The sequence below is a fragment of the Halomonas heilongjiangensis genome, from assembly GCF_002879645.1.
In the GTDB taxonomy this organism is placed as follows: domain Bacteria; phylum Pseudomonadota; class Gammaproteobacteria; order Pseudomonadales; family Halomonadaceae; genus Halomonas; species Halomonas heilongjiangensis.
On record NZ_PNRE01000023.1, the window covers coordinates 1 to 19841 of the forward strand.

At 64.7% G+C, this 19841-nt stretch carries 17 protein-coding genes; 5 read left to right on the forward strand and 12 right to left on the reverse strand.

The genetic code is table 11. The annotated features are described in order from the left end of the window. Nucleotides 1-461: 461 nt before the first annotated feature. The gene (gene pssA, locus C1H66_RS04325; RefSeq protein WP_102626688.1) at nt 462-1343 is read right to left on the reverse strand and encodes a CDP-diacylglycerol--serine O-phosphatidyltransferase; all 882 of its coding nucleotides are present in this window, start codon (nt 1341-1343) and stop codon (nt 462-464) included. A 157-nt stretch (nt 1344-1500) separates the two neighbouring features. Continuing rightward, nucleotides 1501-2517, reverse strand: a complete 1017-nt coding sequence (gene ilvC / locus C1H66_RS04330) for a ketol-acid reductoisomerase (RefSeq protein WP_102626689.1) — start codon at nt 2515-2517, stop codon at nt 1501-1503. Between the two features lie 174 nt (nt 2518-2691). Here ilvC and ilvY point away from each other — a divergent pair, with 174 nt between their 5' ends. Then, entirely contained in the window at nt 2692-3579 is an 888-nt protein-coding gene (gene ilvY / locus C1H66_RS04335; RefSeq protein WP_102626690.1) for an HTH-type transcriptional activator IlvY, read from the forward strand. A gap of 53 nt (nt 3580-3632) precedes the next feature. Here ilvY and ilvN read toward each other — a convergent pair whose 3' ends face one another. Both ilvN and C1H66_RS04345 read right to left on the reverse strand, forming a co-directional pair. Then, nucleotides 3633-4124: an acetolactate synthase small subunit gene (ilvN, locus tag C1H66_RS04340; RefSeq protein ID WP_102626691.1), complete on the reverse strand. Its 492-nt coding sequence runs from the start codon at nt 4122-4124 to the stop codon at nt 3633-3635. After that, a complete protein-coding gene (locus tag C1H66_RS04345; protein WP_102626692.1) occupies nt 4124-5848 on the reverse strand; it encodes an acetolactate synthase 3 large subunit in 1725 nt (574 codons plus the stop codon). Before C1H66_RS04345 ends, ilvN begins: the two co-directional genes overlap by 1 nt. 728 nt (nt 5849-6576) lie before the next feature. Here C1H66_RS04345 and C1H66_RS04350 point away from each other — a divergent pair. Continuing rightward, on the forward strand, nt 6577-7983 hold the full coding sequence (locus C1H66_RS04350) for a sugar porter family MFS transporter (protein ID WP_338066453.1): 1407 nt from the start codon (nt 6577-6579) through the stop codon (nt 7981-7983). 170 nt (nt 7984-8153) lie between these two features. Here the strand turns inward: C1H66_RS04350 and clpB are convergent, their stop codons facing one another. The 3 genes from clpB to rluD form a co-directional block, all read right to left on the reverse strand. Next, nucleotides 8154-10736: an ATP-dependent chaperone ClpB gene (gene clpB / locus C1H66_RS04355; RefSeq protein ID WP_102626694.1), complete on the reverse strand. Its 2583-nt coding sequence runs from the start codon at nt 10734-10736 to the stop codon at nt 8154-8156. Between the two features lie 198 nt (nt 10737-10934). Then, nucleotides 10935-11690, reverse strand: coding sequence for a peptidoglycan editing factor PgeF (gene pgeF, locus C1H66_RS04360; protein ID WP_102626695.1), 756 nt, complete (start codon nt 11688-11690; stop codon nt 10935-10937). A 10-nt stretch (nt 11691-11700) separates the two neighbouring features. Further along, a complete protein-coding gene (rluD, locus tag C1H66_RS04365) occupies nt 11701-12660 on the reverse strand; it encodes a 23S rRNA pseudouridine(1911/1915/1917) synthase RluD (protein ID WP_102626696.1) in 960 nt (319 codons plus the stop codon). A 157-nt stretch (nt 12661-12817) separates the two neighbouring features. Here rluD and C1H66_RS04370 point away from each other — a divergent pair, with 157 nt between their 5' ends. Next, nucleotides 12818-13642, forward strand: a complete 825-nt coding sequence (locus C1H66_RS04370) for an outer membrane protein assembly factor BamD (protein ID WP_102626697.1) — start codon at nt 12818-12820, stop codon at nt 13640-13642. An 88-nt stretch (nt 13643-13730) separates the two neighbouring features. Here C1H66_RS04370 and C1H66_RS04375 read toward each other — a convergent pair whose 3' ends face one another. Beyond that, a complete protein-coding gene (locus C1H66_RS04375) occupies nt 13731-15362 on the reverse strand; it encodes an NAD+ synthase (protein ID WP_102626698.1) in 1632 nt (543 codons plus the stop codon). Nucleotides 15363-15463: 101 nt separating this feature from the next. Here C1H66_RS04375 and C1H66_RS04380 point away from each other — a divergent pair, with 101 nt between their 5' ends. Continuing rightward, complete coding sequence (locus C1H66_RS04380; protein WP_102626699.1) at nt 15464-15724, forward strand: PP0621 family protein; 261 nt, start codon at nt 15464-15466, stop codon at nt 15722-15724. Between the two features lie 2 nt (nt 15725-15726). Here C1H66_RS04380 and thiO read toward each other — a convergent pair whose 3' ends face one another. After that, complete coding sequence (gene thiO / locus C1H66_RS04385) at nt 15727-16812, reverse strand: glycine oxidase ThiO (protein WP_170064081.1); 1086 nt, start codon at nt 16810-16812, stop codon at nt 15727-15729. Nucleotides 16813-17047: 235 nt separating this feature from the next. On the opposite strand from thiO, the gene C1H66_RS04390 reads away from it, so the two are divergent. After that, nucleotides 17048-17614 (forward strand): GspH/FimT family pseudopilin, encoded by a 567-nt coding sequence (locus C1H66_RS04390; RefSeq protein ID WP_102626701.1) that lies wholly within the window; start codon nt 17048-17050, stop codon nt 17612-17614. Nucleotides 17615-17663: 49 nt separating this feature from the next. Here the strand turns inward: C1H66_RS04390 and C1H66_RS04395 are convergent, their stop codons facing one another. From C1H66_RS04395 to pilV, 3 genes are read right to left on the reverse strand one after another with little or no spacing between them, the layout of a single operon-like run. Next, nucleotides 17664-18824, reverse strand: coding sequence for a PilX N-terminal domain-containing pilus assembly protein (locus C1H66_RS04395; RefSeq protein WP_170064082.1), 1161 nt, complete (start codon nt 18822-18824; stop codon nt 17664-17666). A gap of 37 nt (nt 18825-18861) precedes the next feature. Continuing rightward, entirely contained in the window at nt 18862-19410 is a 549-nt protein-coding gene (locus tag C1H66_RS04400) for a PilW family protein (protein WP_102626703.1), read from the reverse strand. Further along, complete coding sequence (gene pilV / locus C1H66_RS23375) at nt 19407-19841, reverse strand: type IV pilus modification protein PilV (protein ID WP_276308823.1); 435 nt, start codon at nt 19839-19841, stop codon at nt 19407-19409. The genes C1H66_RS04400 and pilV overlap by 4 nt, the downstream gene beginning before the upstream one ends.

Genomic DNA, 19841 nt, shown 5'->3' on the forward strand with positions numbered 1-19841 from the left:
GTGGCCCAGCGCCCGGCGAGGAAGGCGTATTCTACTGATTCGCCGCGGCGTGTCAAGCGCTGGTCGGCGATGCACTGCCTCCCGTCTTGCTGACCGCCTCATCCTGCCCATGGCAGCAATGACTGGCGAATAGAGCCCTCAGCGGGCCCTCTAGCGAGTGGGGCGCATTCTAGCGAATCCGCCGTGACTGTCAAGCGAGGAAATCTTCGAAAACCTCAAACAGAACAACCACTTCTACCACTCATCACCGCCTGCAACGTTGCCCGTCGCCGGCAGCGGATGCGTACTTTACGGATTTCCCCGGGCCTCGACAAGCCCTTCCTGTAAAAAAACTCCAACCCGGAGAGCCACGGTCATCCACAGCCGGTCCGGCAGACAGCCTGTGGACAAACCGGGCGCTGCCCGGGAGGCGACAACGCCCGTTCGAGACGGGCGTTGCAGCAGGACGTCCAGGCGCGGATTCAGCCGGCGGGAGGGGGGTGCTGCATCTTGCGCATCACCGCCAGCGCCGGCCCCGAGGCCACATAGGCGCCGAACAGCAACAGCAGCATCACCGAGGGCTCCACCGAGATCACCACGAAGCCCAGCACGATGGCCAGCAGCACCACGAAGGGCACCGGCCCCTTGAGGTCGAAATCCTTGAAGCTGTAGTAGCGGATGTTGCTGACCATCAGCACCCCGGCGGCAGCGACGACCAGCAGCATCAGCAGCTTGAAGCCGACCGCGTCGGCGTCGAAGCTGTGGAAGGTCCAGACGCTGGCGGCGACGAAGGCCGCCGCCGACGGGCTGGGCAGGCCGATGAACCACTTCTTGTCGACACTGCCGACCTGTACATTGAAGCGGGCCAGCCGCAGTGCGGCGCAGGCCACGTAGAGGAAGGCCACCACCCAACCGGTCTTGCCGATGTCCTGCAATATCCAGGTGAAGGCGACCAGCGCCGGCGCCACGCCGAAGGAGAGCATGTCGGAGAGGCTGTCATACTCGGCGCCGAAGGCGCTCTGGGTATTGGTCATCCGTGCCACCCGACCGTCCAGGCCGTCCAGCACCATGGCGATGAAGATCGCCACGGCTGCCGCGGTGAAGTCACCGTTGATGCCGGCGATCACGGAGAAGAAACCGGCGAACAGTGCCGAGGTGGTGAAGAGGTTGGGCAGCAGGTAGATGCCCTTGCGCCGCACCTTCTTGCCGTCCTCGATGGACTCCTCGATGACCTCGGTCTCGCGCACGAAGGTCGCGGCCAGGTCCTCCTCGGCAGGGGGGACCCGTTCGCCGGATGGCGCGCTGTCCGGTTCCTGGGCAGGGCGCGAGCCCTCATGCTCGGTATTGCGGGGGTCCTGACTCATGCATCTCGTCCATTGCCGGAATGAATTCGCACTTGGCGATGCTCTCATTCTACACGCAGACCGCGCCCCCACAACGCCGGCCTCCACAACGGCTCTCCTCAATGAACGAGGGCGCGGATACCCGCGCCCTCGTGGTGGGCTGAACCGCCGGTGGTGATCAGTTCTTGGACTTGTCGACCAGCTGGTTGGCGGCGATCCACGGCATCATGCCGCGCAGCTTGGCGCCAACGATCTCGATCTCGTGCTCGGCATTCAGGCGGCGGCGCGCGGTCATCGACGGGTAGTTGCTGTTGCCCTCGTTGATGAACATCTTGGCGTATTCGCCGGTCTGGATGCGCTTGAGCGCATTGCGCATGGCGGCGCGCGACTGCTCGTTGATGACCTCGGTACCGGTCACGTACTCGCCATACTCCGCGTTGTTGGAGATGGAGTAGTTCATGTTGGCGATGCCGCCCTCGTACATCAGGTCGACGATCAGCTTGAGCTCGTGCAGACACTCGAAGTAGGCCATCTCCGGGGCATAACCGGCCTCGGTCAGGGTCTCGAAGCCGGCCTTGACCAGCTCGACCGCACCGCCGCACAGCACGGCCTGCTCGCCGAACAGGTCGGTCTCGGTCTCATCCTTGAAGGTGGTCTCGATGATGCCGCTACGGCCACCGCCGACGCCGGCGGCATAGGAGAGCGCCAGCTCCTTGGCGGTGCCGGAGGCGTCCTGATGGATGGCGATCAGGTCGGGGATACCGCCGCCCTTGACGAACTCGGAGCGCACGGTGTGGCCCGGCGCCTTGGGCGCGATCATGATCACGTCCAGGTCCTTGCGCGGCTCGATCTGGTTGTAGTGGATGTTGAAGCCATGGGCGAAGGCCAGGGTGGCGCCCTGCTTCAGGTTCGGCTCGACTTCCTGCTCGTAGATCGCCTTCTGGTTCTCGTCCGGCGCCAGGATCATCACCACGTCGGCGGTCTTGCAGGCTTCCGGCACGCTGGCGACCTTGAGGCCGGCGGCCTCGGCCTTGGCGGCGGAAGAGGAACCGGCGCGCAGGGCCACGGTGACGTCGACACCGGACTCCTTCAGGTTGTTGGCATGGGCATGGCCCTGGGAACCGTAACCCACGATGGTGACCTTCTTGCCCTGGATGAGGGAGAGGTCGCAGTCCTTGTCGTAGTAAACGTGCATGCTGTGCTCCTTGAAGTAGGCGGTTGGAAATCGTCTCAGCGTTGATGGCCACCCGCGCCGTCTGCCGCGGCACTGGGATTCTGTCGACCGATGGCGATACCTTACGCCAGCCGCCCCATTGCGTAAAACGCGATATTTGCAACGCCACATGCCGGAATATGCAATACTCTCCCCATGGACATGCGCCCCCTGAAGCACTTCCTGGCCCTCGCCGATACCCTGCACTTCGGCCGCGCCAGCGATGCCTGCCACGTCAGTCCCTCGACGCTCTCCCGTTCGATCCGTCAGCTCGAGGAGAGCCTCGGCGTGCGCCTGTTCGACCGCGACAACCGCCACGTCAGCCTGACCCGCCAGGGCCAGACCTTCCAGCACCATGCCCGGGACACCCTGGAGCAGTGGGAGCAACTGCGGCTGTCGCTGATGAGCGAGGCACGCACCCTGACCGGCGAGATCAGCATCTACTGCTCGGTGACCGCCAGCTACAGCTTCCTCTACGAGCTGCTCAGCGAATTCCGGACCCGCCACCCCGGCATCGAGCTCAAGCTGCACACCGGCGATCCGGCCGAGGCCATGGCACGGGTACTGAGCGGCGACGAGGACATGGCGATCACTCCCCGCCCCCGCCGGGTGCCCGAGGCGCTGGCCTTCAAGTCGCTGACCCGCTCGCCGCTGGTGTTCATCGCCCCCCATGACCACCATCACTGGATACCGCCGACCCCCGAGTCGCCCTCCGCCGAGCAGTGGCGCGAGGTACCGATGATTCTCTCCGAGGCGGGACTGTCACGGGAGTACAGCAACACCTGGTTCCGAGCACTGGGGATCGCGCCGCGGATCTACGCCCAGGTGGCCGGCCATGAGGCGATCGTCAGCATGGTCGGGCTGGGGTTCGGGCTCGGGGTGGTACCGAAGATCGTGCTCGACAACAGTCCGCTGGTGGAGCGGGTACGGGTGCTGCCGGTCAAGCCGGAACTGCCCCACTACGACGTCGGGCTCTGCGTGCTCGAGCGGCGCCTCAGGAGCCCGCTGATCCAGGCGCTCTGGGATGAGGTGGTGGAGCGCTAGCATTGAAAAGGCCGCCCCGAGGGACGGCCTTGGTGGTCCGATCAGTGCCTGGCTTACAGGGACAGCACCTTGTCGCCGCGGGCAATCCCCGACACCCCGGTACGCGCCACCTCGAGGATGCCCACCGGCCCCATGGCCTGCAGGAAGGCATCCAGCTTGCCGGCATCGCCGGTGATCTGCACCGTGTAGAGGCTCGGCGAGACGTCGACGATCTGCGCGCGGAAGATGTCCACGGTGCGCTTGACCTCGTCGCGGGCCGCCCCCAGCGCCTTGACCTTGATCAGCATCAACTCGCGTTCGATATGGTTGCCCTCGGTGAGGTCGACCAGCTTGACCACGTCGATCAGCTTGTTGAGGTGCTTGGTGATCTGCTCGATCACCCGGTCGTCGCCCACGGTGGTGACGGTGAGGCGCGACAGGCTCGGGTCCTCGGTGGGCGCCACGTTCAGCGTCTCGATGTTGAAGTTGCGCTGAGAGAACAGCCCCACCACGCGTGACAGGGCGCCCGGTTCGTTTTCCATCAGGATCGAGATGATATGGCGCATCAGGTCCGCTCCGTCTTCGAAAGCAGCATGTCACGCATGGAGCCCAGGGGCACCTGCATCGGATAGACGTGCTCGTGAGGATCCACGGCGACGTCGAGGAACACCAGCTCGTGCTTGTCGGCAAAGGTTCTCTCCAGTGCCGGCTCGAGCTCCTCGAGCGTCTCGACCTTCAGGGCGGTGAAGCCATACGACTCGATCAGTTTCTGGAAGTCGGGCAACGACTCCATGTAGGAGTGCGCATGACGGGACTTGTAGTTGAGGTCCTGCCACTGGCGCACCATGCCCAGGGAGGCATTGTTGAGGTTGACGATCTTCACGCCGCCCCCGAACTGCTTACAGGTCGACAGCTCCTGCATCATCATCTGGAAGCTGCCCTCCCCGGTGACGCAGATCACCTGCTCGTCCGGGAAGTTCTGCTTGATGCCCATGGCCGCCGGGAAGCCGAAGCCCATGGTGCCGAGCCCCCCGGAGGTGATGAAGCGGTTGGGCTTGTCGAACTTGTAGTACTGGGCCGCGAACATCTGGTGCTGGCCCACGTCGGTGGTCACGTACGCCTCGCCGCGGGTGATCCGGCACAACGCCTCGATCACCTCCTGGGGCTTGATCGCCTCGCCGGGTTGCGACGGCTCATAGAGCTTGCCGCGGCGTTCCTCGCGCCAGCCGTCGATCTTCTGCCACCACTCGGCCAGGGCCTCGGGGTTGGCGGCCTCCTTGCCCTGCAGCAGGCTGATCATCTCGTCGATGACGCTGGCCGCCGGCCCGACGATGGGCACGTCCGCCCGCACCGTCTTGGAGACCGAACTGGGGTCGATGTCCACATGGATGATCTTGGCGGTGGGGCAGAACTTGGAGGTGTTGTTGGTCACGCGGTCGTCGAAGCGCGCGCCGATGGCGATGATCAGGTCGGCATGGTGCATCGCCATGTTCGACTCATAGGAGCCGTGCATGCCGAGCCAGCCGAGGCACTGGCGGTCGCTCTGCGGGTAGGAGCCGATCCCCATCAGGGTGGTGGTGATCGGGAAGCCCAGCCGCTTGACCAGGTCGGTCAAGCCCTCGCTGGCCCGGCCGGTGACCACGCCGCCGCCGGTGTAGAATACCGGGCGCTTGGCCTTGAGCATCAGTTCCACGGCCTTCTTGATCTGACCGGTATGCCCACGGGTGACCGGGTTGTAGGAGCGCAGCCTGACCTTCTTCGGATAGACGTACTCGTAGCGCTCGGTGGGGGCGGTCATGTCCTTGGGAATGTCCACCACCACCGGGCCGGGACGCCCGGTCGCGGCCAGGTAGTAGGCCTTCTTGAGGACTTCCGGAATCTCGGTCGGGTGCTTGATCGAGAAGCTGTGCTTCACGATCGGGCGAGTCACGCCGATGATGTCGGTCTCCTGGAAGGCGTCGTCGCCGATCAGGTGGCTCATCACCTGACCGCACAGCACCACCATCGGAATCGAGTCCATGTAGGCGGTGGCGATGCCGGTGACCGCATTGGTGGCCCCGGGGCCCGAGGTCACCAGCACCGTACCCGGCTTGCCGGAGGCCCGGGCATAGCCGTCGGCGGCATGGGTCGCGGCCTGTTCATGGCGCACCAGGATGTGCTTGACCTTGTCCTGACGGAACAAGGCGTCGTAGATGTGCAGCGCCGCGCCACCTGGATAGCCATAGATGTATTCGACGCCCTCATCCTGAAGGAAGCGGGCGATCATATCCGCGCCGGAAAGCAGTTCCACAGATGTTTCTCCCCTGGAGGTCTCGAGTGCGATCCGTGCCCGCTGATCGGGTCACGGGTTCGAGTGCGGCGGTATGCCGCTGCCGGACACGCCGGCACCTGATGCCAAACCCTGGCAAATAGCCCTGTTGGGGCCTGCACTCTCATTCGGGAACGCTGATTTATTGCTGCGCTCGACGACCCACACGGATGTGGGAAGTGCGTTGGTTCGTCGGGAACGAACCTAGCCATCTTGACCGCCGGCGGTACTCACAATCCTCATTTACTGACTTTGTAAACTCCGGTTGCTCCGTTCCGGCGACGCTCAACCTCTCGTCGCTCGCGACATAAATCAGCGGTTCCCTTCACGGCGGATCGCCGCGTCGGGGCGTTGGCCAGGTCGGGCGGTTGGCCCGGACCCGGAAGTCCTTCGGCGGGTAGAGGCCAGGTGGCCTACCCTTCGCGCGGTAATGGGGGGTCGCCCGCAGGAGTCCGCGCCCGCAATCAGGAACGCTCAAGATTCCATTAGCATCACGAAGGTGTCAACCGGAGTGGGCCCGTACGGGCCTCGCCACGGCGGTTCCGGCCGTTTCGCCGACCACGGACTATACCAAAGTCTAGGGCGATCGAGTCGCACACGGCGATCTTTGCTGCTGTAATAGCCTCTCAAGTGACACGATTCACCTGTCGTCTACGCCACACGATGAGGCCCGAACAGGCCTTGCAGCCGCCAGATGAATCGATTCACTTATTCGCCATCCCCTCGAGAGGACAATGACAATGTCGCGTATCGTGCAATGGTCGATCACCGTGGCCCTGGCCGGCTTCCTGTTCGGCTTCGACACCGCGGTGATCTCGGGCGCCGACAAGCCCATCCAGGCCCTGTGGGGCCTCAGCGACCTCCAGCATGGCCTGCTGATCATGTCGATGGCGCTGTGGGGCACCGTGCTGGGCGCCATCTTCGGCAACTGGCCCACCGACGCCCTCGGTCGCCGCGCCACCCTGATCATGATCGGCGTGCTCTACCTGGTGTCCGCCATCGGCTCAGCGGTGGTCTCGGACCCGGCGCTGTTCGCCCTCTTTCGCCTGCTCGGCGGCATCGGCGTGGGCATCTCCTCGGTGGCCGCTCCCACCTATATCTCCGAGATCGCCCCGCCGAAGTACCGCGGCTTCCTGGTCGCCATGTACCAGTTCAACATCGTCTTCGGCATCCTGATGGCGTTCATCTCGAACTACCTCATCGGTAGCCTGATGACCGAGGACGCCTGGCGCTGGATGCTTGGCATCGAGGCCGTGCCCGCCCTGCTTTACACCCTGTTGATCACGCGGGTACCGCGCAGTCCACGCTGGCTGATTCTCAAGCGCAACGACGTCGAGGAAGCCTCACGCGTGCTGCGCCTGATCAATCCCGAGGCAGACGTCGACGCGGAGATCGCCACCATTCGCGCCGCCGAGGACGACGAACGCAACGCCCACGCGCGCTTCTTCTCGCGTCGCTATCGGCTGCCGATCCTGCTGGCCTTCCTGATCGCCTTCTTCAACCAGCTCTCGGGCATCAACTTCATCATCTACTACGCCCCCCGCGTGCTCGAGGCCGCCGAACTCGGCAGTCAGGCGGCCCTGCTGTCCACCGCCGGGATCGGTGTGGTCAACCTGGTGTTCACCATGATCGGCATGTCGCTGATCGACAAGCTGGGGCGTCGGACCCTGCTCTACATCGGCTCGCTCGGCTACCTGGTCTCGCTGGTGCTGATCTCCCGGGCCTTCTTCGGCAATGCCCTGGGGGGGCTCGAGGTGCCGATGCTGCTGGCACTGTTCATCGCCGCCCACGCCATCAGCCAGGGCGCCGTGATCTGGGTATTCATCTCGGAGGTGTTCCCCAACCACGTGCGCGCCCGCGGCCAGTCCTTCGGCAGCTCGATCCACTGGATCTTCGCGGCCCTGATCACCCTGGTGATGCCCTGGGTGCTGGGCACCTTCAGCGGCGGCCCGGTCTTCGCCTTCTTCGCGGTGATGATGCTGCTGCAACTGGTGTTCGTGATGTTCCTCATGCCCGAGACCAAGAACGTCTCCCTCGAGGACCTGCAGAAGCACCTGGTCGGCGACGACGTCAGCCTGCGTCGCGTCCATCTGTCCAACGCGCGGGCCCCGACCTGATCGAATGCCCCTCACGAGGCCCCGGACGATCGGCCCGGGGCCTTTTCGTGCCCGCAAAAAAACCCGCCGGCATGGGGGACCGGCGGGCAATAGGGTTACAGGACGCAACCTGATTTCAGTGTAGCCAGTCGTCGAGCGGATGCCCGGGCGACAGCGTAACGCTTTGTGTATCAGTGATGAAACACCAGGTGATCCTCCTCCGCATCGACCCGGATGACATCGCCCGGGGCAAACTTTCCGGCCAGCAGGTCCTGGGCCAGCGGGTTCTCGATGCGGCTCTGGATCGCCCGCTTGAGCGGCCGCGCCCCGAACACCGGGTCGAAGCCCACCACGGCCAGCTGCGCCAGGGCGGCGTCGCTGACCTCGAGCGACAGGTCGTGCTCGGCCAGGCGTGACCGCAGGCGGTCGAGCTGGATGCCGGCGATGGCCTGGATCTGCTCCTGGCCGAGGGCGTGGAAGACCACCACCTCGTCGATGCGGTTGATCAGCTCCGGGCGGAAGTGGTCGCCGACCACCGCCATCACCATCTCCTTCATCTGCTCATAGTCCGCGTCGTCGCCGCCCATGCGCTGGATGATGTCCGAACCCATGTTGGAGGTCATGACGATCACGGTGTTGCGGAAGTCCACGGTGCGTCCGTGGCCGTCGGTCAGGCGGCCGTCCTCGAGCACCTGCAGCAGGATGTTGAAGACATCGGCGTGGGCCTTCTCCACCTCGTCGAGCAGCAGCACCGAGTAGGGCTTGCGGCGCACCGCCTCGGTCAGGTAACCCCCCTCCTCGTAGCCGACGTAGCCGGGGGGCGCGCCGATCAGCCGCGCCACCGAGTGCTTCTCCATGAACTCGGACATGTCGATGCGCACCATCGCCTCCTCGGTGTCGAAGAGGAAGTTGGCCAGCGACTTGCAAAGCTCCGTCTTGCCCACCCCGGTCGGGCCGAGGAACAGGAAGGAGCCGTTGGGCCGGTTGGGGTCGGCGAGCCCGGCCCGGGAGCGCCGCACGGCGTTGGCCACCGCGGTCACCGCCTCGTCCTGGCCGATCACCCGCTCGTGCAGCGCCTCCTCCATGCGCAGCAGCTTGTCACGCTCGCCCTCGAGCATCTTGGCCACCGGGATGCCGGTCCAGCGCGACACCACCTCGGCGATCTCCTCCTCGGTGACGTTGGAGCGCAGCAGCTGGTGCCTGGCGGTGTCGGCCTCGGCCTCGCTGCTCTCGGCGATCTTCTTCTCGAGTTCGGGAATCACCCCGTACTGGATCTCGGACATGCGCGCCAGGTCGCCCTGGCGACGCGCCTGCTCCAGGTCGACGCGCGCCCGGTCGAGCTCGTCCTTGAACTGGGCCGCCCCCTGGATGCTGGCCTTCTCGGCCTTCCAGATCTCGTCGAGGTCGGCGTACTCCCGTTCGAGTTCGCCGATCTGCTCCTCGAGGCTCTCCAGGCGCTTCTTCGAGGCCTCGTCGGTCTCCTTCTTGAGGTGCTCGCGTTCCATCTTCAGCTGGATCAGCCGGCGATCGAGGCGGTCCATCTCCTCGGGCTTGGAGTCGAGCTCCATGCGGATGCGCGAGGAGGCCTCGTCGATCAGGTCGATGGCCTTGTCGGGCAGCTGGCGGTCGGTGATGTAGCGGGTCGACAGCTTGGCCGCGGCGATGATCGCGCCGTCGGTGATGTCGACGCCGTGGTGCACCTCGTAGCGCTCCTTGAGGCCGCGCAGGATCGCCACGGTGTCCTCCTCGGAGGGCTCGTCGACTAGCACCTTCTGGAAGCGGCGCTCCAGGGCGGCGTCCTTCTCGATGTACTTGCGGTACTCGTCCAGGGTGGTGGCGCCCACGCAGTGCAGCTCGCCACGGGCCAGGGCGGGCTTGAGCATGTTGCCGGCATCCATCGAACCCTCGGCCTTGCCGGCGCCGACCATGGTATGCAGCTCGTCGATGAACAGGATCACCCGGCCCTCCTCCTGGGACAGTTCCTTGAGCACCGACTTCAAGCGCTCCTCGAACTCGCCGCGGAACTTGGCGCCGGCCAGCAGCGCACCCATGTCCAGCGACAGCACCCGCTTGTCCTTGAGCCCTTCCGGCACCTCGCCGTCGACGATGCGCTGGGCCAGGCCCTCGACGATGGCGGTCTTGCCCACGCCGGGCTCGCCGATCAGCACCGGGTTGTTCTTGGTGCGCCGCTGCAGCACCTGGATGGTGCGGCGAATCTCGTCGTCGCGGCCGATCACCGGGTCGAGCTTGCCACTGGCCGCCCGCTCGTTGAGATCCAGGGTGTACTTCTCCAGCGCCTCGCGCTGGTCCTCGGCGTTGGGGTCGTCGACCCGCTCGCCACCCCGCACGCTGTCGACGGCGGTTTCCAGGGCCTTGCGGGTGACGCCGGCCTGGGTCAGCAACCTGGTCACCGCCTGGCCCATCTCCAGCGCCGCCAGCAGTACCAGCTCGCTGGCGATGTACTGGTCGCCGCGCTTCTGGGCCTCGCGATCGGTGAGGTTGAACAGCTTGACCAGGTCGCGGGAGGGCTGCACCTCGCCGTCGAACTGGGCGACCCTGGGCAGGTCGTCGAGGTGCCCCACCAGCCCATCGCGCAGCCGGGCGGCGTCGCCACCGGCCTTCTGCACCAGTGCCTTGACGCCGGTATCGCGGGCATCGAGCAGCGCCAGCAGCAGGTGGCCGGGCTCGAGCTGGTTGTGGCCACGGCCCACGGCCAGGGACTGGGCATCGGCCACGGCGTTCTGCAGCTTGGCGGTGAACTTGTCGAAACGCATGCGCTTTCCTCCATCGGGGTGGCGACGCGTTCGGACACGCCGCTCGTCCCTGTCGATTCGTCTTGACACACTCAATGGAGTCAGGGTGGGCCGCTTTCAAGGCGGCTGCCGGGGAAAGCGGATGCGGGTTGATGTAAATCAAGTTCAGTGAGAGAGCGGCGCCGGGACAGCCGCGCCTTCGATCGGTACCACGTTGGCCTATCTTAGCCAGATCACACTGGCCATCCGCCCGGTCTTGCCGTCGTCGCGGCGGTGGGAATAGAAGCGCGGCTCGCAGGCGGTGCAGAAGTGCCCGCCGCTGATGTGCGAGACGCCCAGTCGCTCGAGGCGCAGGCGCGCCAGCTTGTAGAGATCGGCCATGTAGTGGCCGAGCCGGTAAGGACTGGGTTCGAAGGCCTCGGCCGTCTCGGGGTGCACGCCGACGAAGGCCCGCTGCACCTCTGGACCGACCTCGAACTGGGCATTGGAAATGGCCGGACCGAGCCACGCCAGCACCTCGTCAGGCGGGACGCCGAGGGCGGCCACCGAGGCCTCGAGCACGCCCCCGGCCAACCCGCGCCAGCCGGCATGGGCCACCCCCACCCGCTGCCCGCGGCGATCACAGAAGAACACCGGCAGGCAGTCGGCGGTGAGCACCACGCAGGCGTGCCCCTGGTCGAAGGCCACCGCGGCATCGGCCTCGGGCGGCTCGGCCGAGTAGCGTTGCTGGACCCGGGCGCCATGGACCTGGTTCAACCACAGCAGTGGCCGCTCGTCCTTGAGCTCCTTCTGCAGCAGGCGTCGGCACAGGGCCACATGCGCCTCGTTGTCGCCGACATGCCCGGCCGGATTGAAGGCGGCGAAGTCGTCCTGGCTGGGGCCGGTCTCCCGGGTGGTGACGAAGGCCCCCACGGTGGCGGGGGCCGGCCAGTCGGGCAGGATCAGGGTCGGACGCAGGTCCGGGGCATCGCTCATTGCGGGGTCCTCAACGCATGGTCTCGACGTCGTCGCGGAGGTAGTCGAGCAGCAACAGGATGTCATCCGGCAGCGGCGCGCGGAAGGTCAGGGTCTCGCCGGAACCGGGGTGGACGAAGGCCAGCTTGCGGGCGTGCAGCGCCTGGCGGGGAAACTCGCGCAGCAGCGTCTTCAGCGCCTCGCCGGCGCCAGCCGGCAGCTTGAGCCGCCCACCGTAGACGGGGTCACCCACCAGCGGATAGCGCAGGTGCGCCAGGTGCACGCGAATCTGATGGGTGCGACCGGTCTCGAGCCGGCAACGCACATGGGTATGGGCGCGAAAGCGTTCCACCACCCGGTAGTGGGTCACCGCCGGCTTGCCGGAGGCATTCACCGCCTGGCGCTTGCGATCACGCGGGTGGCGACCGATGGGCGCGTCCAGGGTGCCGCCGGCGGTCATCACCCCCACCGAGACCGCATCGTACTCCCGCGATACCGTGCGCGCCTGGAGCTGCTCCACCAGCGCGGTCTGCGCCGCCAGGGTCTTGGCCACCACCATCAAGCCGGTGGTGTCCTTGTCGAGCCGGTGCACGATGCCGGCCCGTGGCACGGCCGCCAGCGCCGGGCAGTGGTAGAGCAGCGCATTGAGCAGGGTGCCATCGGGGTTGCCCGCGGCCGGGTGAACCACCAGCCCCGCCGGCTTGTCGATCACCAGCACCTCGTCGTCCTCGAAGACCACCTCCAGCGGGATCTCTTCGGCTTCGAAACGGGTATCGTCCTCGATCTCGGCCAGCAGTTGCAGCCGCTCGCCACCGTAGACCTTGTCCCTGGGCCTGGCGGGGCTGCCGTCGACGGTCAGGGCGCCGTTCTTGATCCAGCCCTTGAGACGCTCCCGTGAAAAATCGGTGAACAGTTCGGCAGCGGCCTGGTCTAGACGCAGGCCGGCCATGCCATCGGGAACGCGTTGCTGTGCTTCCAGGGTCTGGGACATGAGCGAGAGAGAGGCCCGTATGCAGATGGCGGAAAGGGTTCGGCGGCGGCGCCTGTCGCGCAGGATGACTGCGTTTTGCCGCGCGGTGCTTTATAGTGAGCGAGTTTGCGGCCGATTCTAGCACGGCCAATCCGGGTTGTTTGATACGAGGATCACGATGCGCGTTTTCACCACCCCTGCCCGCCTGGCCGCCCTGCTGCTGGCCACGACCCTGCTGGCCGGCTGTGCCAGCAATGGTGCCCAGGAAGAAGAGGAAGACGAGTTTGCCGGCGTCGCCGAGCGCGAGCTCTACGAAGAGGCCCGTGAATCCCTGGATCGCGGCCGCTACCCCACGGCGATCTCCCGGCTGGAGGCCATCGACACCCGCTTCCCGTTCGGCAACCACGCCGAGCAGGCCCAGCTGGAGCTGATCTACGCCTATTACGAGACCAGCGACTGGGAGGCCACTCGCGCCGCCGCCAGCCGCTTCATCCGCCTGCACCCCAGCCACCCCCAGGCCGACTACGCCCTCTACATGCGCGGCCTGGCCGCCTGGCAGGCCGGACGCTTCAGCCTCGAACGGCTGCGCCTGATCGACATCTCCAAGCGTGACCTGGGGGCCTCGCGGGACGCCTATACCGACTTCCGCGAACTGGTCAACCTCTACCCCGACAGCGAGTACGCCCCGGATGCCGAGCAGCGCATCGTCTACCTGCGCAACCTGATGGCCCGTCACGAGCTGCACGTGGCCGACTTCTACCTGCGCAAGGGGGCCTTCCTCGCCGCCGTGGAACGCGGCCGCTGGGTGGTAGAGAACTACCCGGAAACCGAAGCCACCCGCGATGCCCTGGCGGTGATGGTGGAGGGCTACCTCGGCCTGGAGATGCGCGACCGGGCCCGTGAGGTGCTGACCGTGCTGCTCGAGAACGCACCACGCCACGAACAGCTGCGCGGGCGCACCTTCGCGCCGAAGCATGTCAGGGCGCAATCGCTCTCGGCCTGATCGCTGGCAACCACGACAACGACCGGCGCCGCCCCAGAGGGCGGCGCCGGTTTTTTTCTTCAAGCTTACGGCCTCAGGCTTCCCGCTCTCATTCCCCCGGCTGCCAGCCGTTGACGATGGGGTAACGGCGGTCGCGGCCGAAGCCGCGCGGGGTGACACGCACGCCCACCGGGGCCTGGCGACGCTTGTACTCGCAGCGGTCGACCAGCTTGACCACCTTGTAGACGTCGTCGCGCGCGAAGCCGGCCTCGATGATCGCCTCGGCACTCATGTCGCCCTCGATGTAGCGCACCAGGATGGCGTCGAGCACGTCGTAATCGGGCAGCGAATCGCTGTCCTGCTGGTCCGGTGCCAGCTCGGCGGAGGGCGGCCGCTCGATGACCCGCTGAGGGATAGCCGGTGACTGGGTGTTGCGCCAGCGGGCCAGGCGGTACACCCAGGTCTTGTAGACATCCTTGATGGCGTTGTAGCCGCCCACCATGTCGCCGTAGAGGGTCGCGTAGCCCACCGCCATCTCGCTCTTGTTGCCGGTGGTGAGCACCATCAGGCCCTTCTTGTTGGAGATCGCCATCAGCAGCACGCCGCGGCAGCGCGACTGCAGGTTCTCCTCGGTGGTGTCGCGCTCGGTGCCGGCAAAGCTCTCGGCGAGGGTCTCCATGAACGCCTCGACCATCGGTTCGATGGGCAGCACCTCGTAGCCGACGCCGAGCAGCTTCGCCTGTTCGGCGGCGTCCTCCTTCGAGATGTCCGCCGTGTAGCGATAGGGCATCATCACCGCCTGCACGCGCTGCGGGCCCAGGGCATCCACGGCGATGGCCAGCGACAGGGCCGAGTCGATGCCGCCGGACAGCCCCAGCACCACGCCCTCGAAGCCGCTCTTGTTGACGTAGTCACGCAGCCCCGTGACCAGCGCGCAGTAGAGGTTCTCTTCCGGCGCCACCTCGGGGTCGGTCTCGCCCGGCCGGGGCACCCACTCGCCCTTCTGGTGCACGAACTGCACCGGCATCAGGCCCACCGCCCAGTGGGGCGCCTGCACGCACAGCTCGCCCCTGGCATCCACGCAGGCCGACCCCCCATCGAACACCAGCTCGTCCTGGCCACCGATCATGTTGACGTAGACCAGCGGGCGCGCCGCCTCGGCGGCACGCTCCTTGAGCAGGCGCAGGCGCTCCTCGGGCTTGTCCTGGTGGAAAGGCGAGGCGTTGAGACTGATCAGGATGTCGGCACCGGCATCGCGGGCCTGGCGCACCGGCGCCTCGTCCCAGATATCCTCGCAGATCAGGAGCCCCAGCTTCGCCCCCTTGTGGTCGATCACCAGCGGCTGGGTGCCCGCGGCGAAGTAGCGCTGCTCGTCGAACACCTGATAGTTGGGCAGCGCCTGCTTGGCATACTCGCCGAGCCATTCGCCGTTGTAGAGCGCGCCGGCCAGGTTCCAGAGGTGTCCCTCGCGGCGACCGGGGTAGCCGACGATCACCAGCACATCACGCACCACCTTCTCGGCCATGCGGGTACGGGCATGGCGCAGGCGGCTCTCCATGGCGGGTCGCAGCAGCAGGTCTTCCGGCGGATAGCCGGTCAGGAACAGCTCGGGCAGCACCACGATGTCGGCACCATGCTCGATGCGGGCCTCGCGCACCGCCTCGATGGCACGGTCGGTATTGCCGGGAATGTCCCCGACCAGCGGGTCCAGCTGAGCCATCACCAGCGTCAGGTCTTGCATGGGCGTAGAAATCTCTCGAGAATCCGTGGATACCTCCATTGTCCCGCAAGGGCGGCCGAGTGGCAAAGGCGGCCGCCCTTCATCAGGGAGTCTCACAAAGGATGAACCTGTTGCTCATTCGCCTGATCATTTTCGCCGTGCTGTTCTTCGCCGGCCTCAAGCTCTACCGCATGTACCGGGAGTGGAAGCTCGAACGCCAGGAACTGCTCGAGGATGACGAACGGCAGGAGGGCAACCAGATGGTGCGCTGTACCTGGTGCAAGGTCCATGTGCCGGAAAACGAGGCGCTGCGCGAGAAGGAGGAGTGGTTCTGCTGCAGCGCCCATCGTGACAAGTATCTGGAAGAGCAGAAGTCCGAGTAGCGCTATCGCGCCACTCGATAGGGCGCCGGATCGAGAATCGGCTCGCGCCCCAGCAGCAGATCCACCAGCACCCGGGTCGAGGCCGGGGCCAGCACCAGGCCGTTGCGGTAATGCCCGGCGTTCACGCTCAGGTTATCCACCCCCGGTACTGTGCCGATGAAGGGCACGCCGTCCGGCGAACCGGGACGCAACCCCGCCCAGTGGTGCTCCACCTCACAGTCGGCCAGCGCCGGGATGATCGTCACCGCGCTATGCCAGAGGGATTCCCGGGCCTCGCTCGTCGCGCTCTTGTCGAAGCCGCACTCTTCCAGGGTAGAGCCGGCCAGCACCCGGCCATCGGCCCGGGGAATCACGTAGCGCCCGTCCATCAACACCACCCGCTTTACCAGCCCCGGCGGCGCCTTGAACAGGATCATCTGCCCCTTCACCGGACGCACCGGCAGCCGGACATCGACCCGCTCGAGCAGGCCCGCCGCCCAGGCGCCGCCGCAGACGATCACCTGCCCCCCCGAGACCCCCCCGGAAGCGGTACGCACCGCGCTGATCCGCCCGCCGGCCCACTCGAAACCGGTGACCTCGCACTGCTCGCGCAGGGTGACCCGGGGCATGGCAGCCAGCCGAGCGCGCAGCGCCCGCACCAGCCGCGGGTTGCGAATGCTGCCCAGGGTCGGCATCCACAGCGCCTCGGCAAGCCCCGGGGCCGCCTGCGGCTCCTTGGCGTAGAGGAAGTCCGCATCGACCCGCTCGAGCGGCTTGCCCACGTCCCGCGCCCAGGCCATGGCGCGCGCTTCGTCATCGACCCGCAGGTAGAGCAGCCCCTTCTGGCGGTACTCCGGATCGATGCCGGTCTCCTCCAGCAGGCGCAGCGCCAGCTCGGGGTAGCTGCCCTCCGACCAGGTGGAGAGCCGCGAGATCGGCGCGCTGTAGCGCCAGGGATAGAGCGGCGAGACGATGCCGCCGCCGGCCCAGGAGGCCTCGCGACCGCAGTCGCCACGTTCGAGAAGGGTCACCGAATGGCCGGCATCGGCCAGTTGCAGCGTCGTCATCATGCCGATGACGCCGCCACCCACGACAAGGAATTCACTCACAGGCATTGTCCGAAATGGCTTACAGAGAGGCTCGGTAGCTTGGCTAAGCTTTGTCTGAAAAGTCGGCGAGCGATGACCAGACAAGGCAAAAATTGGCGAAAAGACGGAGTTTACGCAGTGTAAATGAGTACTTTGAGCCAATTTTTAACGCCGTATGGTCGAGCGCAGGCAGTTTTCAGACAAAGCGTAGGGTGAAGTGACCACCCCAGGGAAGAAATCTCTCCAGGAGGGAGCCATGCGCCCCGTCACCGCGCGCGCCTTGTACCTTACCGGCAAGCGAGAGCCGCTGGCAAAGCACCGCCAGCGCGGCCTGACGCTGATCGAGCTGGTCGTCGCCATCGCCGTGCTCGTCATCCTGGTCACCTGGGCCATCCCCGGCTTCCAGAACTTCACCGCCCGCAACGAGGTCGCCGCCGAGGTCCTGCGCCTCAAGAGCGCCCTGGCCATAGCGCGCAACACCGCCATCACGCGGCGCACCACCATCGCCGTCTGCCCGGTGGCCTCTGCCGAAGCCGCCCATTGCGAGCTGGGCGACTGGTCGCTGCCGCTGGCGATCGTGGAGGGAAATACCTCGAACACAAGCCTCCAGGACGCGACGCTGCTGCGTCTTCTGGAAGGCACCGACGGCCCGGCCATCACCTTCAACCGCGACCAGCCGGTGCGCTACCAGGCCACCGGCTGGTCAAGAGGACACAACGGCACCTTCACCATTTGCGGGGGAAATGGTGCAGGCGCGAGGGTGATCGTCAACAATATGGGGCGGGTGAGAATAGCGAAAAACGACGGCAAGTCCGAATGCTGAAATGAAAAATCAGACACACACCACCTATCAAAGATATGGCCCCACTTTTCTAAGTATCAACGACCCTTTCTCTCCAGCCGTTCCTAACAATCCCAGAAGGAACCGAGTCCACCACGATGTCAGAATTAGATATAAAAGTAAAGCCACCGTTAAGGGTCATATCGCCTCCCGACACCATAGAGCCACCAATTATCGAACTGCCGTTCTGGGTCATTTTTCCGTCTGCCCAAAAAACACCATAAGCATCATTCTGACCATTAAACTCAATATTCCCAGTCGCAAATATCCCAACATCCACGGACTCACTATCACTCAAGTTTGAGGAGCCATTATGATCAACATCTCCATCAGCAAAAAAAGTGGCATTATTAAAACTCCCTGACAGGACAAGCTTTCCAGGGCAAAAGTAAGTCACCCCTTGAAGATCTCCACTCCCATCAAAATTACACCCCTGATTAGCACCACTCCCCGTAATGGAAAGAATTACAAACTGCTCGCTCTCCTCGATGTCGTAAACCCCTCCCTCGTCAAAGAAATCTCGCACAGATGGAACTTCGACGCTATCTGCACCAGAAGTCACGGTGACATTCTCATACTCTCCCTCATACTTTTCATCCCCAATAGACGCACTTCCAGATGCGGATATATTCGAAGTACTAGAGGCATCGACATCTAGGCTTACATTGCCGTTGGCGTGCACATCGCCAAACAAAGTAGCCCCACCATTAACCCTAATATTTGAGTCAGAAAGCATTCCCTGACCGAAGGCAGGGAGAAGCTCGCTCCTGAAATCCACTTCTATAGTTCTTGAACCGTTCCCAGCACCGAAAAACCCAGTGACCAACAACACCAGCCGGTCATCAAACTCGCGGCAACCTACGCTGTATCGATACCCAAGACTGGTAGACTGATCCTGGTCATAAACAATTTGGACATCCTCATCCCATTCATCTGGAAGGGCATAATCAACCCCCGAATCACACGTCGATATGAAATCCAAATTTCCCACACCCTGCAAAGAATAAATATCATTATCGGACGCACCATACTCCGCCGCCATGAGGGCTTGCGTAGAAGAACGGTAATTACCTGACATCGACTCTTCCAGCCTGGCGCTTTGAAAACTGGACAGCCCCAGCATCAGCGCCATCACTAGCATTACCAGTGTGACGACAAGCACTGCCCCTCGTTGTTTACCTTGCGTCTTCACGCCCCCTCCCCGCATGCGCCTCGTCATGCACAGTGACTCAAAATCCAGAGAGAATCTCTTCGCGCCTGGCAACCACAAAATTGAAGACTGCATTATTTGCAGCCTCCCCACTCATCGTCGCGAAATCCACCCCCACTTCGACGAAAAGGGGATCCCCTCCGTCGAACCGCAAATCGACGACACCCTCTATTAGCGCCTCGGGGCCAGACGCCCCTCCCCCTAAGCACTGAACCTGAATCATGACCGAGGAATTGTCTTCGTCGAACGTATAGTCCACTTGGCTCAAGTCATCCCCGGGGCAGTAGGGGTCATTGGGCCGCACACCAGGATCATACTCCAAGGTCAGCGTCGAGCCGTCAGCGTCAACGCCCGAGGCCGTTCTGATATCGAGGGAAACGAGATCCGTCAGGTAGCGCAGCGATTCCTGGCGCAGCGCCAGCTCTGCCAGCCGGTCGTAGGACTGCTTCCCCATCAGGAAAAGCTGGCCCGCCCCCAGTACGATGATCAGCCCGATCACCAGCGCCACCATAAGCTCCACCAGGGTGAAGCCTGCCATTCGATTACCCATTCGTACTGGCTGCTTCATGGCGCCGCCCCCGGCAGCCGCACGACATAGACGAGAGACGAGACGTCTTCCCCATCGAAGCGGGCATCGTCCCAGGCCACCGTAACCGTATATTCACAGCCAGTGGCCATCACAGGGGAATCAACACCCAAGCCTCCCAGGTAAACGCCCCATACGGTTCCCCAATCGTTGATATCATCGATGTCATCTGCCGACGGACACTCCCCTCCTGATTTGCCCAGCGCCACCCAGAGCCGCTCCACCGCATCCTGGGCGGCCAGCGTCGCCACGGAACGCTGATAGGCCACATGGGCACTCTGCATTGCCTTGAGCTGCATGGCCGCCACGCCCAGCAGGCCGAGCGACAGCACCAGCACCGCAATCAGCGCCTCGAGCAGGGTAAATCCCTGGGATGAAAGCCTGCTCATGGAAGTCCCCTTGGTCACTTTCAT

What these genes read in the sequence shown, in the direction of transcription:
- pilV (WP_276308823.1), bottom strand. Translation starts at nt 19,841, where the DNA reads ATGAAAGTGACCAAGGGGACTTCCATGAGCAGGCTTTCATCCCAGGGA.
- rluD (WP_102626696.1), bottom strand. Translation starts at nt 12,660, where the DNA reads ATGTCCCAGACCCTGGAAGCACAGCAACGCGTTCCCGATGGCATGGCC.
- clpB (WP_102626694.1), bottom strand. Translation starts at nt 10,736, where the DNA reads ATGCGTTTCGACAAGTTCACCGCCAAGCTGCAGAACGCCGTGGCCGAT.
- pssA (WP_102626688.1), bottom strand. Translation starts at nt 1,343, where the DNA reads ATGAGTCAGGACCCCCGCAATACCGAGCATGAGGGCTCGCGCCCTGCC.
- C1H66_RS04370 (WP_102626697.1), top strand. Translation starts at nt 12,818, where the DNA reads ATGCGCGTTTTCACCACCCCTGCCCGCCTGGCCGCCCTGCTGCTGGCC.
- ilvN (WP_102626691.1), bottom strand. Translation starts at nt 4,124, where the DNA reads ATGCGCCATATCATCTCGATCCTGATGGAAAACGAACCGGGCGCCCTG.
- C1H66_RS04400 (WP_102626703.1), bottom strand. Translation starts at nt 19,410, where the DNA reads ATGAAGCAGCCAGTACGAATGGGTAATCGAATGGCAGGCTTCACCCTG.
- C1H66_RS04380 (WP_102626699.1), top strand. Translation starts at nt 15,464, where the DNA reads ATGAACCTGTTGCTCATTCGCCTGATCATTTTCGCCGTGCTGTTCTTC.
- ilvY (WP_102626690.1), top strand. Translation starts at nt 2,692, where the DNA reads ATGGACATGCGCCCCCTGAAGCACTTCCTGGCCCTCGCCGATACCCTG.
- ilvC (WP_102626689.1), bottom strand. Translation starts at nt 2,517, where the DNA reads ATGCACGTTTACTACGACAAGGACTGCGACCTCTCCCTCATCCAGGGC.
- C1H66_RS04375 (WP_102626698.1), bottom strand. Translation starts at nt 15,362, where the DNA reads ATGCAAGACCTGACGCTGGTGATGGCTCAGCTGGACCCGCTGGTCGGG.
- pgeF (WP_102626695.1), bottom strand. Translation starts at nt 11,690, where the DNA reads ATGAGCGATGCCCCGGACCTGCGTCCGACCCTGATCCTGCCCGACTGG.
- C1H66_RS04390 (WP_102626701.1), top strand. Translation starts at nt 17,048, where the DNA reads ATGCGCCCCGTCACCGCGCGCGCCTTGTACCTTACCGGCAAGCGAGAG.